11 protein-coding genes are annotated in these 15,675 nt (G+C 42.3%); 3 read left to right on the forward strand and 8 right to left on the reverse strand.

The features are described 5' to 3' along the window. Window positions 1–126 precede the first annotated feature (126 nt). The 5 genes from RRG12_RS39565 to RRG12_RS39585 all read right to left on the reverse strand — a co-directional run bounded on the left by RRG12_RS39565 (window position 127) and on the right by RRG12_RS39585 (window position 4,750). Complete coding sequence (locus RRG12_RS39565; protein WP_420762957.1) at window positions 127–2,316, reverse strand: xanthine dehydrogenase family protein molybdopterin-binding subunit; 2,190 nt, start codon at window positions 2,314–2,316, stop codon at window positions 127–129. Continuing rightward, window positions 2,313–3,290 (reverse strand): FAD binding domain-containing protein, encoded by a 978-nt coding sequence (locus tag RRG12_RS39570; protein WP_420762958.1) that lies wholly within the window; start codon window positions 3,288–3,290, stop codon window positions 2,313–2,315. Before RRG12_RS39570 ends, RRG12_RS39565 begins: the two co-directional genes overlap by 4 nt. Then, the gene (locus RRG12_RS39575) at window positions 3,277–3,825 is read right to left on the reverse strand and encodes a (2Fe-2S)-binding protein (protein WP_420762959.1); all 549 of its coding nucleotides are present in this window, start codon (window positions 3,823–3,825) and stop codon (window positions 3,277–3,279) included. Before RRG12_RS39575 ends, RRG12_RS39570 begins: the two co-directional genes overlap by 14 nt. Window positions 3,826–3,956: 131 nt before the next feature. Then, entirely contained in the window at window positions 3,957–4,241 is a 285-nt protein-coding gene (locus RRG12_RS39580) for a hypothetical protein (RefSeq protein ID WP_420762960.1), read from the reverse strand. Window positions 4,242–4,246: 5 nt separating this feature from the next. Continuing rightward, a complete protein-coding gene (locus tag RRG12_RS39585) occupies window positions 4,247–4,750 on the reverse strand; it encodes a hypothetical protein (RefSeq protein ID WP_420762961.1) in 504 nt (167 codons plus the stop codon). A gap of 531 nt (window positions 4,751–5,281) precedes the next feature. Between RRG12_RS39585 and RRG12_RS39590 the strand changes: the two genes are divergently transcribed. Further along, a complete protein-coding gene (locus tag RRG12_RS39590; protein WP_420762962.1) occupies window positions 5,282–6,475 on the forward strand; it encodes an FAD-dependent oxidoreductase in 1,194 nt (397 codons plus the stop codon). 477 nt (window positions 6,476–6,952) lie between these two features. Here RRG12_RS39590 and RRG12_RS39595 read toward each other — a convergent pair whose 3' ends face one another. From RRG12_RS39595 to leuC, 3 genes are all read right to left on the reverse strand, one after another. After that, entirely contained in the window at window positions 6,953–7,447 is a 495-nt protein-coding gene (locus RRG12_RS39595; protein ID WP_069074606.1) for a DUF6174 domain-containing protein, read from the reverse strand. A 372-nt stretch (window positions 7,448–7,819) separates the two neighbouring features. After that, the gene (gene leuD / locus RRG12_RS39600; protein WP_420762963.1) at window positions 7,820–8,428 is read right to left on the reverse strand and encodes a 3-isopropylmalate dehydratase small subunit; all 609 of its coding nucleotides are present in this window, start codon (window positions 8,426–8,428) and stop codon (window positions 7,820–7,822) included. A gap of 134 nt (window positions 8,429–8,562) precedes the next feature. Further along, window positions 8,563–9,966, reverse strand: a complete 1,404-nt coding sequence (leuC, locus tag RRG12_RS39605) for a 3-isopropylmalate dehydratase large subunit (protein ID WP_069074608.1) — start codon at window positions 9,964–9,966, stop codon at window positions 8,563–8,565. A 432-nt stretch (window positions 9,967–10,398) separates the two neighbouring features. Here leuC and RRG12_RS39610 point away from each other — a divergent pair, with 432 nt between their 5' ends. Continuing rightward, window positions 10,399–11,748 carry an ATP-binding protein gene (locus RRG12_RS39610; protein ID WP_420762964.1) on the forward strand — a complete coding sequence of 450 codons (1,350 nt, stop codon included), beginning with the start codon at window positions 10,399–10,401 and terminating at the stop codon, window positions 11,746–11,748. A 203-nt stretch (window positions 11,749–11,951) separates the two neighbouring features. Continuing rightward, a partial coding sequence (locus tag RRG12_RS39615) for an NACHT and WD repeat domain-containing protein (RefSeq protein ID WP_420762965.1) occupies window positions 11,952–15,675 on the forward strand: 3,724 nt, incomplete at its 3' end.

Here is a 15,675-nt window from a genome sequence, read left to right on the forward strand (position 1 = left end):
GAGAAATTGATCTTTTTTCGACTTGTGTGTACACCGTAGCCTTGCAAAGGGGGGAAATAGAAAATCTAGTTCCCTCCCCAATGCATCGGGGAGGGTTAGGGTGGGGTAAAACCTTGGTTAATATCATCACAGCAACTTATCTGGTGTAATTGGCAAATCACGAATCCGCTTACCTGTGGCATGATAAACTGCATTCGATATAGCAGCCGCTACTCCAACAATCGGAAGTTCCCCCAGGCTTTTGGTTCCTAGTGCATTCACAAAGGGATCGTGTTCTTCAACAAATTGCACTTCCATATTTGGGATATCTGCATGAACGGGAATCAGGTAATCTGAAAGGTTGGCACTAACTATTCTGCCCTGATTAGCATCCATGACAGTTTTCTCCATCAGCGCCATCCCAATTCCCCATGTAATCCCACCAACAACTTGACTCCGCGCTGTTTTAAAGTTGAGAATTCGCCCTGCACTATAAACGCCTACGCATCGTCTAACTTTTATTTCTCCCAACAATTCATCAACTGCAACTTCCACAAATATCGCACCAAATGAGTGTTTGGCGTATTCTTTGCTCTCTGGACTGGCTGAAGATTCTTCTGTAACTTCTAAACTCTCTAACCCATGACGGCGTAGAATATCGGTGTAGCTGTCTCGCTTCGATGGGTCTTGTTTTAAAAATATTTGCCCTGACTCGACAGTAATATCTTCTGCTTGAGATTCGTAAAGCAGAGAATTTGCATCTTTGATCGCCATTTGGATTATTCTATCCCGTGCTGCGATCGCTGCTTTATACACCGCCGGAGAAACACTAGCAACGGTAATTGAGTTCCCTGCAATCGGCGCTTTCGGAAGATTGCTATCACCTAGTTCAAATTGCACTGGTAAGCCTAATACTTCAGAAGCTATCTGCGTCATCACTGTATAAGTACCAGTACCGATGTCTTGTGTACCACTTCGTACTTTCACTTCTCCACTGGCAAAAATTTCTACCTTGACTGATGCAGTTCCAACGTTGGTGGGAAATGTCGCACTTGCCATTCCCCAACCAATCAAGAAATAACCATCCTGCATGGAACGGGGAACTGGGTTGCGTTGTGACCAACCAAAAATTTCTGCACCTTTTTGGTAACATTCTTTCAGGGATTTACTTGACCAAGGTAATTCTTTATGGGGATCAATATCTGCATGATTTCTAAGTCTTAGTTCAATCGGGTCAATATTTAAGGTGTATGCCAGTTCATCCATTGCCGATTCTAGGGCAAACATTCCCGTTGCTTCTCCCGGCCCACGCATAAAGGTTGGAGTGGCAGTGTTGATGCGTGCCAAACGGTATTTTACTTCCAAATTTGGACAGGCGTACATCATCGTTGTGGCTGCACCCACGGGTTCTACAAAGTCATCAAATAATGATGTTAAGGATGTACCAATGTGATTGATGACGGTTAACTTACCTTCTTTGGTTGCACCTAGCGTTAGGTGTTGTTCAGTTTGGGATCTGTGGCCGCAACCAGTGTACATTTGCGATCGCGTTAGCACAACTTTTACTGGGCGTTTTACATGACGAGATGCGATCGCAGCTAAGATAGTATGCGATCGCAGTAATGCCTTACAACCAAATCCTCCGCCTAAATATTTGGACATGACGCGGACATTTTCTTGAGGAATATTCAGCACAGATGCGATCGCTCTTTGGGTTGCAGAAATGCCTTGAGTGGTTTCATACAGTGTCAAAATATCCCCTTCCCACATTGCGATCGTTGCAGAAGGTTCTAGGGGATTATGATGTTCCATTGGCGTCGTATAAACTTGCTCTACTAGCACATCTGCTTGAGCTTTCCCCGATTCAACATCCCCTCTGGTGATTTTACCGGGCATAATGCCAAAAAATATTGATTCGGGTTCAAATATCTCTGCACCTGCCGCCGTGACTGTAGAAATGGCTTCTTCGTAGATAATTTTTATCTTAGAGGCGGCGGTTTCGGCTTGTTCTAAAGTTTGGGCAATTACAACCCCCAAGTGTTGACCATCGTAGTAAATATTATGGTCTTTTTCGGTTGACTGAGGCTGTGGAGGCCCAAAGAAGGGTATTTTTACCAGAGATGGGGTTTGTTGGTAAGTAACGACATCTAGCACACCAGGGGCGACTGCGGCGGCGGATGTGTCTATTTGGATAATTTTACCGCTGGCGATCGCACTTTGAAAAATCACTCCATAAGTTAAATTATCTATTGGCACATCGGCTGTGTAAGATGCTTCTCCGGTAACTTTCAGCCTACCATCAACGCGATCGAGTGGTTTACCGATAATTTTATTCATGACTTTCCTCCCACAACTGAAAGCGCACGTACCAAAGCGCGTTTGACTAATTCAATTTTGAATTCATTATGTGTTTGCGGTTTCGCTTCTTTGATGGCTAATGCGGCTGCATCTCTAAACGTGGTTTCATTGATTGCTTTATTTTGGAGAAATTCTTCAGCTTCCCATGCACGCCAGGGTTTGGGTGCAACTCCTCCAAAAGCGATGCGTGCTGATTTGATAATGTCTTGTTCTATATCTAAAGCAACAGCTACGGAAACGAGAGCAAATTCGTAGGAAGCACGATCTCTAACTTTTAAATAATGGGACTTATATGCAAAATCTGTAATTTCAATGGCAACAATTAATTCTCCAGGCTGTAATAGAGTTTCATTTGCTGGTGTCTCACCTGGTAAGAGATAAAAATCATGAATTGAAATTCGACGGGCTTTTTCTGTCCCTTGGATGCAAATTACCGCATCTAATGCCGTCAGCGCCACAGCTAAATCGGAAGGATGAACAGCAATACAATGTTCACTCGCCCCGAAAATAGAATGCATTCGATTGTAACCTGTAATTGCCGAACAACCTATACCGGGAGTGCGTTTATTACAAGGAAAAACTGGATCGCGAAAGTAACCACAGCGGACTCGTTGCAGTAAATTACCGCCTATTGTTGCCATATTTCGCAGTTGCGGTGAAGCACTTTGTAATAAAGCTTGGCTAATTACTGGATAACGTTCTTGAATTTGGGGATGAAAAGCCACATCACTCATTCGAGAGATCGCACCAATGCGGATTCCATTAGCGTGAGATTCAATATCTGCTAAGGGCAAACTATTAATATCAATTAATATATTCGCTGTTTGAACTCCATCTTTCATCAATCCGAGTAAATCTGTGCCACCAGCAATAAATGCAGCAGTTTTGTCTTGCTCAACTGTTGCGATCGCAGCCTCTTGGGAAGTAACTTTAGCATAACTAAATGGCTGCATCTTCCATTTCCTCTAGCACATCTTGAATCGCCGCAATAATATTAGGATATGCTCCACAACGGCAAAGGTTTCCACTCATCTTTTCTCGAATTTCTGCCTCAGATTTTGGCGATTCCTCTAATATCATCCCTACGGCTGAGACAATTTGACCCGATGTGCAGTAACCACATTGAAAAGCATCATGGGTGATAAAGGCTGTTTGCATGGGGTGAAGTTTGCCATCTTCTGCTAATCCCTCAATTGTGGTAATTTCAGCACCAATGTGCATGACTGCTAGAGTCATACAGGAGTTGATTCGCCGATTATCAACTAATACAGTACATGCACCACATTCACCGCGATCGCAAGCTTTTTTAGTTCCCATCAGACCCAGCTTTTCCCGTAGTGCATCCAGTAAAGTAACACGAGGTTCTAGCTTCACTGAGTAGGAGATATTATTGACATTCAAAGATAATTCTACTTCCTCTGAACCCAAGATTTTCAATTCCTGGGTAAATGAGTTTGAAGTTATTGGAGCTAAAGAATTTTCTTCCATGTTTCATGTAGATAATAATTACATCATTACTTTCAGCAAAACAGTGCTGAGTTCCAAATGAGAATTCTTACTCGGTACTCAGCACTGCTTCTATGACGATTATATTCAAGTAAAGAGTCTAGATAGGCAATTTAGAGGTTTTTTTGGTAATATTCCTCTATTACACCTACAGCTTTTAATAATGGCGAATCTAACGGCTCAATCCAATCAGCCACTCCATGAGCTAGTCCAAGAGTTGAGACTCCTCCTGATGGTTCAAGCTTACCATTTAGTGCCTTGCTTTTAATAGATTGTAGAACAGCGATCGCGTTGTTTAAATGTGCTGAAGACTCAGGTTTTTTGTCTTTCAGCATCTCTTCGGCAATCTCAGATGCTTGGTCAATTAGCTTGATAAATTCTTCTGTCTTAGTTTTCATAAATTTTACGGACAACTAAAAGGTTTTACGACGAGATTTTTTCCCTCAGACCATTTGATATTTGGATCTTTTGAATCTTGAATAAATGTCTGTTGAGCGCCCCCTGGATAGCATTCTGTAGGCACTTGAGGGGCAACAATTCCTTGATAAGTTATTGTTCCTGCTGGTAAAGTTATTTTTTGGATCATAGTAGCTTCATTGCCCCATGCTTGATTAAGAGCCAGATTCTTGATTACTTCTACATTTGTTTTATATTTGTCAGTTGTTAAATACCTGCCGTATTTATTTCCACTATTACTATAGTAGCGATAAAAAGTCTTTGGCTGTTCTAGTTTTACTTCCTGACATTTAGAATCTAAGAACGTAATGGCAATCTCAGATGGCAGAGGGCATGAAGTAGTAACTTCTTGGGCAAGGACTTGTGGTGAATTTACAAGACGCGGCAATGAACTGACTGAAAAACTTAGAAGACTTAAACCAATACACGCGGAAACTGACTTAAATTTCATACACACTCATCTTCACAATCATTTTTGAATATGAAAATGATACAGCAAGCTTAGTTCCATTATAGGAAGTTTATGAAATTTAAAAGTCAATTTTAGAGAATTTAGCGCCAAAACTGATGTAATCGTATTTATTCAAGTTTGTTGAATTGGTGAACAATTCTGAGGGTGTGAAGTTTTTGTTACCACCAGCAACCACAATCCATTAGAAGACCAAATTTAGAGGATGTTTGAAAAGTTTCTCTCTGTAACTTTAGGCACTTTTGATCCCCCCTAACCCCCCTTAAAAAGGGGGAAACTGGAGTCAAAGTCCCCCTTTTGAAGGGGGATTTAGGGGGATCTAAAACTTTTGATACCGACAAGAGGACTTTTCAAACAACCTCTTAGAGTTGTTTCTTAAGAAAGATTGACTAAAAAAGTACTCAGCAGTCAAAATTAATCATTGTGGGTCTAGTTCAAAGGTAAGCTTGCAAAGCAACCGCCTTGAGGCATGAAGGAAGCGTATGTACTCGTGGGGATATTCTGACTTTTAATATGAATACAAATCTAACTCAGAAATTATCCAAACCCATAGTAGAGAAAGTTGCTATTGTTGGTGCTGGGCCAGGCGGTTTGGCTGCTGCGATCGCACTGAGAAGCCAAGGTATCGATGTGCAAGTATACGAAAAAGCCCAAGAATTTCGTCCGGCTGGAACTGGACTAGGACTCGCTCCTAATGGCTTGAGTTCCCTAGATGCGATCGCGCCGGGAATTGTCGAAACCCTCAAAAGTTCAGGATGCGAGGTTCACCACACGGTTTTAAAGAATATTCAAGGAGAAACACTCCGAACTAACGCAACTAAATATTTAGAGCAGTATGGACAGCCATTATTGACTATTTGGTGGTATCGTCTTCAGCAAGTCTTAGCCTCTAGATTGCCATCTGAGATCATTCACCTCAATCATCGCTGTATTGGCTTTGAACAAGATGAAAACGGTGTGGAAATTCATTTTGATGGCGAAAAATCGGTATATGCAGATTTGCTGATTGGGGCTGATGGCGTTAACTCTATCATCAGAGAAACTTTATTTGGCGAGGGTCAGCCTAATTATATCGGTAGTATGTGTTGGCGTGCCGTCATCAAGTATCACCATGAGCTATTTAATGACTATGAACTAGTTTTTGTCAAAGGCAATCAACAGTTTATGTACCTTCTCAATGTGGGCGGCGGCTATACCAGTTGGATTAGTCGGAAGTTATCACTTGAGTATTCCCTTTCCCACAGCGCTGATGAGGTGAAATCTTGCATTCTGCATAAATTAGCTGATTGGGATGAATGCTTTCGGGCGGTGGTGGAAGCAACACCAGCCGAGCAGATTTGGGAAGGGCCGATTTGCGATCGCCCACCGTTAACTCAATGGAGTCAAGGCAGAGTCACTCTCTTAGGCGATGCCGCTCATCCAATGGCACCTGCGATGGGACAGGGAGCCAATACCACTTTTGAAGATGCTTATGAACTGCGAGAGTGTTTTTCCCAGTCAGCTAATCTCTCAGAAGCTTTAACTAGTTACGAACAGCGTCGGATTGAGCGGACGAAAATCATCCAAGCTCGTAGTGCCTTGGGTGAGATGCGCTACTACGAAACTAACAATGCGGCATCTACTGGGGAGACGCAGCAGCGGCAAATGAGTCTTAATGATGATTTTCACAAATGGCTGTATAGTTTTAAGCCGTCTGCAATAAGTTGAATTATAGTTTCGCTATCAAGAAAACTACTTTTTTAAAGTAAAAACAAAAAATCTGGTTAATTGAGTTAAAAAACTTATACTTAGTGCTAATCTTAGCGAGTAATTTGAAGATATCAGAAATGACTGTTTTTAGTCAAGCCCTCAAACACAACAAATTCGTTGAATAATTGAGAATTATTCCTGTAAAATCAACATAACTTCATCAAATTGTTAATTTTTATGAAAAGTGATGCCGTAAGCATCGCTATTACCTTTTCAGAGAAGAGTAAAGTATTGAATCTGTTTTTGGAGTTGCTAATTTATCTCTATCTTTGGTAGAGATTGAGTGGAAATAATCAGCTTAGTATCCAAGACTTGTCGGGTTTTGGGGAAAAGGGTAAGGGGAAAGAAAAAACCTTTAACCTTTATCCTTTACCCTTTTCCCAAAACCCAATTCCGAGTTCAAAATGCAAAACCCAAGCAGTATTGGCTTAGTATCTATTTAATTTCCTCAAAATTCTCAATTGTCAAAAAGATTTCTTCATCAGCAATTTGACTATTGTAATCGATATTAATTCGGGTTGGATAACCGAGTTTATGATTGTAGCCTATATCTAAACTGAATGCATTACGGTTGATCGCATCTTGAATCACATTAAAAAGTTTGGGAATTGTTTTATATTCTTGAAAGAATTGCTGATTAACGGGTTGACCTGTAGCGACAGAAGTGATTGAAGTTGTTTGACCATTACGTACTTCAATGACTACTGGGCCTCTAGCATCGGGTATACAAAAGCAACTGTTGCTAAAGGTATAGCGATAGTTAGAAATGTTTGCCTGATTCCACAAACGGCGATTAAATCTTAATCGTCTTAAATTCAAGTTATTATTAGTTGTCAGTTGTGCTATCTCTACGGGAGTTTCAGACATCACTGGTAGGTTTAGACCTAGAGATAGTAATAATGTTGCACTGATAATGAGAGGTAAACGCATATCGAGCCATTTAGTTTTAAAAATCTTAGAAATTATAAGATATTAATTACTTTACTGGTTTAAATAAACTTTGTCTTATGATTAAATTTTGCTTAGTGGTTAACTCAATCTTTATCTTTTAAAAGGAATGCAGCAAGCCCAGCAATGAGTATGCCCTGGCTCAATACGGTTTAGTTAAGGGCTAATTATACAAAATTGTGGGTTTTTGAGATGAGATAAATCGGGTTTTTTAGACGCGATAAAATCGGGTTTTCGAGATGCGATAAATCGGGTTTTTTAGACGCGATAAATCGCCGTCTCTACAAGGGTTTTGGTCTTATCTGAACTGTATTGTTCCCTGGCTGACAATGACAACCAGAGAACGAGTAAATCTTAACTCGCGGCTAAATTAGACCAACCCACATAGGGTAATTTTGCAGCCGTTGCCCGAACTTGGTCAGCATTCGCCACCAACTGACCGCAAGCGTCCCAAGTTCCAGAAATAAATGTGCTTCTTGTCCCTTCACCGATCGCAACTGGGGCTGTGTAATCACCAATTTGCACTTGCAAGGTTTCCAGATTTACTGTCACGGCGGCTTGGGGATTGGCAGCGACTAACTCTTGCAGTTGTTTAACAGTCACAGCATCAGCTGTCAGACAAGGTATACCCATTGCCACACAGTTACCAAAAAAGATTTCGGCGAAGCTTTCACCGATTAAAGCTTGGATTCCCCATTTTGCGATCGCTTGGGGTGCATGTTCCCGTGATGAACCACAGCCAAAGTTACGGTTAACTATTAAAATATTCGCGCCTTTGTATTGGGGTTGGTCAAAGGCATGTTCACCTTTAAGTGCTGTCCGGTCATCAATAAACGCGCCTTCACCTAACCCATCAAAGGTAACGGCTTTTAAATATCGCGCGGGAATAATGCGATCGGTATCTATATCATTGCCCACTAAGGGTATACCGCGCCCTGAAACTGTTTTAACTTCACTCACCATATTAAGGATTGGGGATTGGGGACTGGGGACTGGGGACTGGGGCAGAGGGTCAGAGGAGAGAATAATAACTCTGAATTCTTGTACAGACGCGATTCATCGCGTCTCTCCCAATGCCCTATGCCCTATACTCAAAATTACAACAACTCACGCACGTCAGAGACTTCGCCTTTAATGGCAGCAGTGGCGACCATTGCCGGACTCATTAGCAATGTGCGGCCAGAGGATGAACCTTGTCTGCCTTTAAAGTTGCGGTTGGAGGAAGAAGCGCTGATTTGTCTTCCTTGCAGCTTATCGGGATTCATGGCTAGGCACATAGAACATCCTGGTTCACGCCATTCAAATCCAGCTTCCTGAAAGATTTTATCCAATCCTTCAGCTTCCGCTTCTTCCTTCACCCGTTCAGAACCGGGGACAACGAAGGCTTTAATTCCCTCTGCAACGTGGCGACCTTTGGCGATTTTCGCAGCTTCTCGCAAATCACTAATTCTACCGTTGGTACAACTACCAATAAAGCAGACATCGATTTTAGTGCCCTTGATGGGTTGACCAGGATATAAATCCATGTAGCGGTAAGCTTCTTCGGCAATAAATCGGTCTTCTTCTAGCAGTTCTTCTGGTTGAGGTACTGACTGGTTGACACCGATACCTTGACCGGGAGTAATTCCCCAAGTGACAGTAGGAGGAATTTCCGCAGCGTCGAATACCACCACATCATCATACTGGGCATCTGCATCGCTCTTGATGGAATCCCACCAGCCCACTGCTTTATCCCAATCTGCATCAATGGGTGCAAAATCTCTACCTTTGAGGTAATCGTAGGTGACTTGATCGGGATTGACATAGCCGCAACGCGCACCGCCTTCGATCGCCATATTGCAGACAGTCATCCTCTCTTCCATATTCATTTGTTCAAATGTCGTACCTGCAAATTCATAGCCATAACCCACACCACCTTTCACGCCAAGGGTGCGGATGATATGCAGGATGACATCTTTGGCGTAAACTCCAGGGTTGAGAGTGCCGTTAACTTCAATTTTGCGGACTTTCAGTTTCGAGAGGGCCAGAGTTTGGGAAGCGAGAACATCCCGGACTTGACTAGTACCGATACCAAATGCGATCGCACCAAATGCCCCATGACTCGAAGTGTGACTATCTCCACAAGCGATCGTCATTCCTGGTTGGGTTAGCCCAAGTTCTGGAGCGATGACGTGAACTATACCCTGACTACCAGAGCCAATATTGTAAAAAGTTATGTTATTTTCTTGACAGTTATTTTCGAGCGCCTGAATCATTTCCTCTGCCAAGGTATCGGCAAAGGGACGCGCCTGGTTTTCTGTCGGCACAATATGATCGACCGTGGCGACGGTACGCTGTGGAAATAGTACTTTTAGACCCCTCTCGCGTAACATAGCAAAGGCTTGGGGACTGGTGACTTCATGAATTAGGTGAAGCCCGATAAATAGTTGTGTCAGCCCTGAGGGAAGTGTACCAACGGTGTGTAAGTCCCAAACTTTGTCAAACAGGGTACCTTTGCTCATACGTCAATCAGTATTTAAAGAGTCCGGTCTTAAATAGTATCAAAAAATAGTCTGGGTTTTTGCAGATAACTTAAATATTGTTAAACGCAGAGGGGAGGCAGCACGCATTGGTGTCAACTTAACGCGAAACCGCACGTCCGCCAGGGATAGCTATAAGCCAGAGAATTCATTCTCTGGCGGGTTATGAAGCCCGTAGCGCAGCTATTTCTAGCTTAAGTTGACACCAATGGGCAGCGCATTGCGGGGGTTCCCTCCCGTTGTAGCGACTGCCGTCGCACAGAGGTACGCAGAGAATTCTTGATGTGATTGGATCGCATTTGAGTTAGTAAATGCGAAAATTCTCCGAAATATTGAGATGCAAAGATGTAAATAACTTTATCCTTTTCCACAAGGATGTGTTAAGACAATACGAGATAATTGCACTACCAGGTTATGCCCATAGATTTACGGGAATTTTATCAGGCTAGCGATCCCAGCAGAACTCTGTTTGTCAACAATAGCTCTGATGGCAAGTATTACATAGATTTTTCCTCGGTACGAGGTGGTGATATTCTTGGCAAGCTGAAGCAGAAAATTACTTTTTTTAAGCCAAATGAACCCACTTGCACTTTATTTACTGGGCATATTGGTTGTGGTAAATCGACAGAATTATTAAGGTTACAGGCAGAACTGGAAAAGTTAGGTTTCCATGTGGTCTATTTTGAGTCCAGTGACGATTTGGAAATGACTGATGTCGATATTGCTGATGTGCTGCTAGCGATCGCTCGGCGGGTGAGTCAAAGTCTGGATAAAATTACCCTGGAGGAACCTAATAAGTTTAATGAGTTGCTCCAAGGTGCTTGGAAGGTCTTAAACTCCGAGGTGACGGCGGGAAAACTTAAGGTTCCGGGGCTTGGGGATGTGGGTTTATCGGCAGATAAAGAAAAGTTTTCTCTGTCTGTGGGCATTGGTGAAATCACCGCGAAGATGAAAAATGACCCAACGCTGCGAGAAAAACTCAATCAATATTTAGCACCACAAAAAACGAAACTGCTAGAAGCGATTAATCAAGAATTATTGGAACCTGCGATCGCTAAACTCAAACAGCAAGGTAAAAATGGTCTAGTGGTAATTGTCGATAATCTTGACCGCATAGATAATCGTGCCAAACCTTGGGGTCGTCCGCAGCAAGAATATTTATTTGTCGATCAGGGTGAGTTTTTGACGAAGCTGAATTGTCATCTCATCTACACCATGCCCCTATCTTTGAAGTTTTCCAATGATTACGGAATGCTGACCCAGCGTTTCCCAGAAGATCCCAAGGTGTTACCAATGGTACCTGTACAATGGTCTGATGGCAGTGTTCATACACAGGGAATGGCACTCATGCAGCAGATGGTACTAGCTAGAGCTTTTCCTGACTTGACACCAGAGGAGCGTTTAAGTAAAGTTACCGAAATTTTTGATAGTGCTGCTAGCCTAGAACGCTTATGTAAAATGAGCGGTGGTCATGTGCGAGATGTGTTAAGGCTGCTGAATACCTGGATTATGGAAGAGATGGTTCTTCCCCTAACTCGTGAAACCTTCGAGCAAGTGATTCGTTCTCGGCGGAATGAAATAACATTGCCGATTTCTGAGGATGAGTGGCAATTGTTACGTCATGTCAAGGAAAGGAAAAAGGTGAGTGATGACCACGGATATCAAAAATTGATCCGCAGTCGGTTTGTGTTTGAATATCGCGATGGTGGCGAGTCTTGGTTTGATGTTAATCCGGTTTTGGCTGAGGCGAAGGAGTTGCAGTAAGGTATCTTTCGCTTATCCACTCACCCGCCTGGGAATAAATTCCGAGGCTAATAGCTAAAGTCCTCTCAAGAGGACTAATAATTCTTTCCAGTCCACTTTAGTGGACTTCAGCTATTAGCCTTGTACTTGAGTGCAAGGCGGGATATGTTGACTCAACGTCAAAACATATAGTAAAAATTTGCACCTGAAAAGCACATCAACTTATGGCAGACTCGCAATCACCAGAAGATGACCATGTAAACAACGATGTCTACGACGGGCTACGCCTACGCTCTCTGAAACAATTAGCTTGGGCGATTGAATCCTCTGTGGGACAGTTTAAGCTGATATTGGCACGGTGTAATTATGCTAGCTTGCGCGATCGCTTAATCTCTAAATTGCGGGAAATTTGCCAAGTCGAAATTCGTATCTTGGCGGTGCAGCAATCTAACAGGACTCTTTATACTGCGATTCAGGAAGAATTTGGCGCAGAAATGCCAGCCTGTGTGATGGTTGTGGGTTTGGAATCAGTGCAGAATTTGTCTGTGATGTTAACTTCTGCTAATCAGGTGCGGGAAGAGTTTCGCAAGAATTTTACTTTTCCCTTAGTCTTGTGGATTGACGATGAAATCTATAAGCAACTAATCCAGCTTGCACCAGATTTGGAAAGTTGGGCAACTACGAGAGATTTTGTCATATCAACACAGGAATTAGTAGATTTTATCATCGAAACGGCTAATCAATGGTTTAGTAATAACTTAAAATTTAGCCTTGATGTATATATTAAACTTGAGAATGAATTAGAAGCAGCACAAAGATATTTACTCGACAAGCCGGATATTTATAATTTAGAAATTCAAGCTAATTTAGAATCTTTATTAGGTTTTGTCAAACAGATAATTCTTTATCACGATTCTGCTATAGAACATTATCACAAAGCTTTAGAGCTTTGGCAGCAAAGTAATAATTTAGAACGGCAGGTAAAAATTATCGGCGAAATTGTATTTTGCTATTATCTCAAAGCTTTTAAACATCAAGATATTAATCATCCAGATTGGCAAGCAACTTGGCATTATATTCAAGAGTATATAAATTTTATCAGCCGATTGAGAAGTCCAGATTTAATTGCTAATTCAGTAGTTAAATTTGGTGATATCCTGCGAGACTTGCAAAAGTGGGAAATGTTACATAGTCTTTCTGAACAAGCTTTATTAATCCATCAAACTAACAAACAGCCAAGGGAATTAGCCAAGGATTACGGTTTTTTAGCTGAGGTGGCTTTGGCTCAAAAAAACTGGGTTAAAGCAAATCAGTTGGTTAAGCAAGCCTTAAAAGTTTTTGATGAAATTTCTAATCTGGAATCAGCGAATATACCAGGAATTTTATCTTATATTCCAGAAAGTGATTTCAAGTCAAAAGATTTCAGCTTATATCAGTTTATTTTAGGTCGTTCTCAATACCATTTAGATCAAATTCAACAGGCAACTCTTAGCTTAGAAACTGCTAGGGATGTGGGTAATTCCCTAGAAGATGTCAGGCTTTACTTGGATATTCTCAGGTTTTTGCAGCAGCTTTATTTTGAGCAGAAAGAATATCTCAAAGCATACAACATAAAACAGCAACGGCGTTCCATTGAACAACAATTTGGTTTGCGGGCTTTTATTGGTGCGGGTAGATTAGAAGCGACAAAACAGGCATTTGTAGAGACATTGCGCTCAAACTCTCCCCAAGGAAATATCGCTCCAGAAATTGCTGCATCTGGTCGCCTATTGGATGTAGAACGTTTAATAGAACGCATGGGTCGCCCTGATTATAAGCTGATAGTAATTCATGGGCAATCAGGTGTAGGCAAAAGTTCCCTAGTGAATGCGGGATTAGTGCCAGCTTTAAAGAATAAAGCGATCGGTACTCAAGATTATTTGCCGGTGGTAATGCGCGTTTACACCAACTGGTTGGAAGAGTTAGGAAGGCTTTTGGGAAGAGATGAGGGGGATATAGCTTTAGCTTCCCGCAGGGTGGAGGATGAGGGAGATGAGAGAGAGTTAGAAGGTCAACATCGAGCCTCAGAAGGTCAACGTCGAGCCTCAGAACTCGGAACTCCACAATATTTAATATCCAAACTCAAAGAAAACGAACAACACAACCTCCGCACGGTGTTAATTTTCGATCAATTTGAGGAATTTTTCTTTGTTTACACCGAACCTCTACAAAGGAAGCAATTCTTTGAGTTTCTGGGAGAGTGTCTGAATGTTCTATCGGTGAAAGTTATCTTATCGCTGCGGGTAGATTACATCCATTACTTGCTAGAGTGCAATGATTTGTCCAGTCTCAAGATTATTGGCAATGATATTCTCAGCAATAATGTGCTTTACAAGTTGGGGAACTTTTCACCTGCTGATGCGAAGTCAATTATTCGGCGTTTAATTGAAAATACTAGTTTTCGCTTAGAACCTGCTTTAGTTGAACAAATGGTGCTGGATTTAGCCGGAGAATTGGGTGAAGTTCGTCCCATTGAGTTGCAGGTTGTGGGGGCGCAACTGCAAACAGAGAATATTACAACTCTGGCGGAATATCTGCAACGTGGCACTAAGGACGAATTGGTTAAGCGTTATTTAGATGAAGTTGTTAATGATTGCGGTGAAGAAAATCACCAAGCAGCAGACATATTACTGTATTTGCTGACTGATGAAAAAGGAACTCGCCCTCTGAAGACTCGCGCTGAGTTAGAACGCGATTTGATGCCGTATTTCTCGGAGATCCCCCCAACCCCCCTTAAAAAGGGGGGCTTAGTTTCTTTAACCCCCTTTTTAAGGCGATCGCCACAAGCGGGGGGATCAGAAGCTAGGGCAGAACAAGCTTCTGAAATCAGTAAATTAGATTTAATATTAGAGATTTTTGTCCAATCCGGCTTAGTGGTTTTGCTACCAGAAAACCCGGCTGACCGTTATCAACTGGTACATGACTACATCGCCACCTTTGTCCGCCAGCAACAAGCACCGAAGTTAAAGCAGGTGATAGCAGAACTGGAAAAAGAACGAGAACAAAGAAAAATTAGTGAAGCAAAACTGAATAACTTTCTCAAACGCGCCCTTTTTGGTTCCATCGCCGCAGGTTTAGGATTTGCTGGGTTGGCAGTGGTGACATTTCAATGGACAGTAGAGGCAAATGTTAATCAAATTAACGCCATCAATAATTCCTCGGAAGCCTTTGTTGCCTCTGGACAACATCCAGATGCTTTAATAACAGCCTTAAGGGCAGGTAACAAACTCAAGCATACAATTTGGGCACAGCACAGAAGCAATATCCTAATGCTAACCGTGGCAACTTTACAGCAAGCAGTTTACTTACAGCCAAACGAGAACAAAAAAAACCGCACCATAGAGGTGAATACTTTAGAAGGTCATAGCGATAAGGTCAGAAGCGTCGCCTACAGCCCCAAGGGACAACAGTTAGCTTCTGCTAGTAATGACAAGACCACCAAAATCTGGGATGTTAGCAGTGGTCAACTCCTCAAATCCCTTATTGGTCATAGCGATAGCGTCATTAGCGTCGCCTACAGCCCCAATGGACAACAATTAGCTTCTACTAGTTATGACAAGACTATCAAAATCTGGGATGTTAGCAGTGGTCAACTCCTCCAATCCCTGACTGGTCATAGCAGTGCGGTCTATAGCGTCGCCTTCAGCCCTAATGGACAACAGTTAGCTTCTGCTAGCGATGATAACACGATCAAAATATGGGATGTCAGCAGTGGGCAACTCCTCCAATCCCTAACTGGTCATAGCAGTGCGGTCTATAGCGTCGCCTTCAGCCCTAATGGACAACAGTTAGCTTCTGCTAGTGATGACAAGACCATCAAAATATGGGATGTCAGCAGTGGCAAACCCCTCCAATCCCTAACTGGTCATAACCATGCGGTCATTAGCATCGCCTATAGCCCCAATGGAC

Source organism: Nostoc sp. CALU 546, assembly GCF_048836525.1.

Excerpts from the sequence above, each read along its gene's own strand:
- RRG12_RS39595 (WP_069074606.1), bottom strand. The coding sequence starts at position 7,447 with ATGCGTTTACCTCTCATTATCAGTGCAACATTATTACTATCTCTAGGT.
- RRG12_RS39580 (WP_420762960.1), bottom strand. The coding sequence starts at position 4,241 with ATGAAAACTAAGACAGAAGAATTTATCAAGCTAATTGACCAAGCATCT.
- leuD (WP_420762963.1), bottom strand. The coding sequence starts at position 8,428 with ATGGTGAGTGAAGTTAAAACAGTTTCAGGGCGCGGTATACCCTTAGTG.
- leuC (WP_069074608.1), bottom strand. The coding sequence starts at position 9,966 with ATGAGCAAAGGTACCCTGTTTGACAAAGTTTGGGACTTACACACCGTT.
- RRG12_RS39570 (WP_420762958.1), bottom strand. The coding sequence starts at position 3,290 with ATGCAGCCATTTAGTTATGCTAAAGTTACTTCCCAAGAGGCTGCGATC.
- RRG12_RS39575 (WP_420762959.1), bottom strand. The coding sequence starts at position 3,825 with ATGGAAGAAAATTCTTTAGCTCCAATAACTTCAAACTCATTTACCCAG.
- RRG12_RS39590 (WP_420762962.1), top strand. The coding sequence starts at position 5,282 with ATGAATACAAATCTAACTCAGAAATTATCCAAACCCATAGTAGAGAAA.
- RRG12_RS39565 (WP_420762957.1), bottom strand. The coding sequence starts at position 2,316 with ATGAATAAAATTATCGGTAAACCACTCGATCGCGTTGATGGTAGGCTG.
- RRG12_RS39610 (WP_420762964.1), top strand. The coding sequence starts at position 10,399 with ATGCCCATAGATTTACGGGAATTTTATCAGGCTAGCGATCCCAGCAGA.
- RRG12_RS39585 (WP_420762961.1), bottom strand. The coding sequence starts at position 4,750 with ATGAAATTTAAGTCAGTTTCCGCGTGTATTGGTTTAAGTCTTCTAAGT.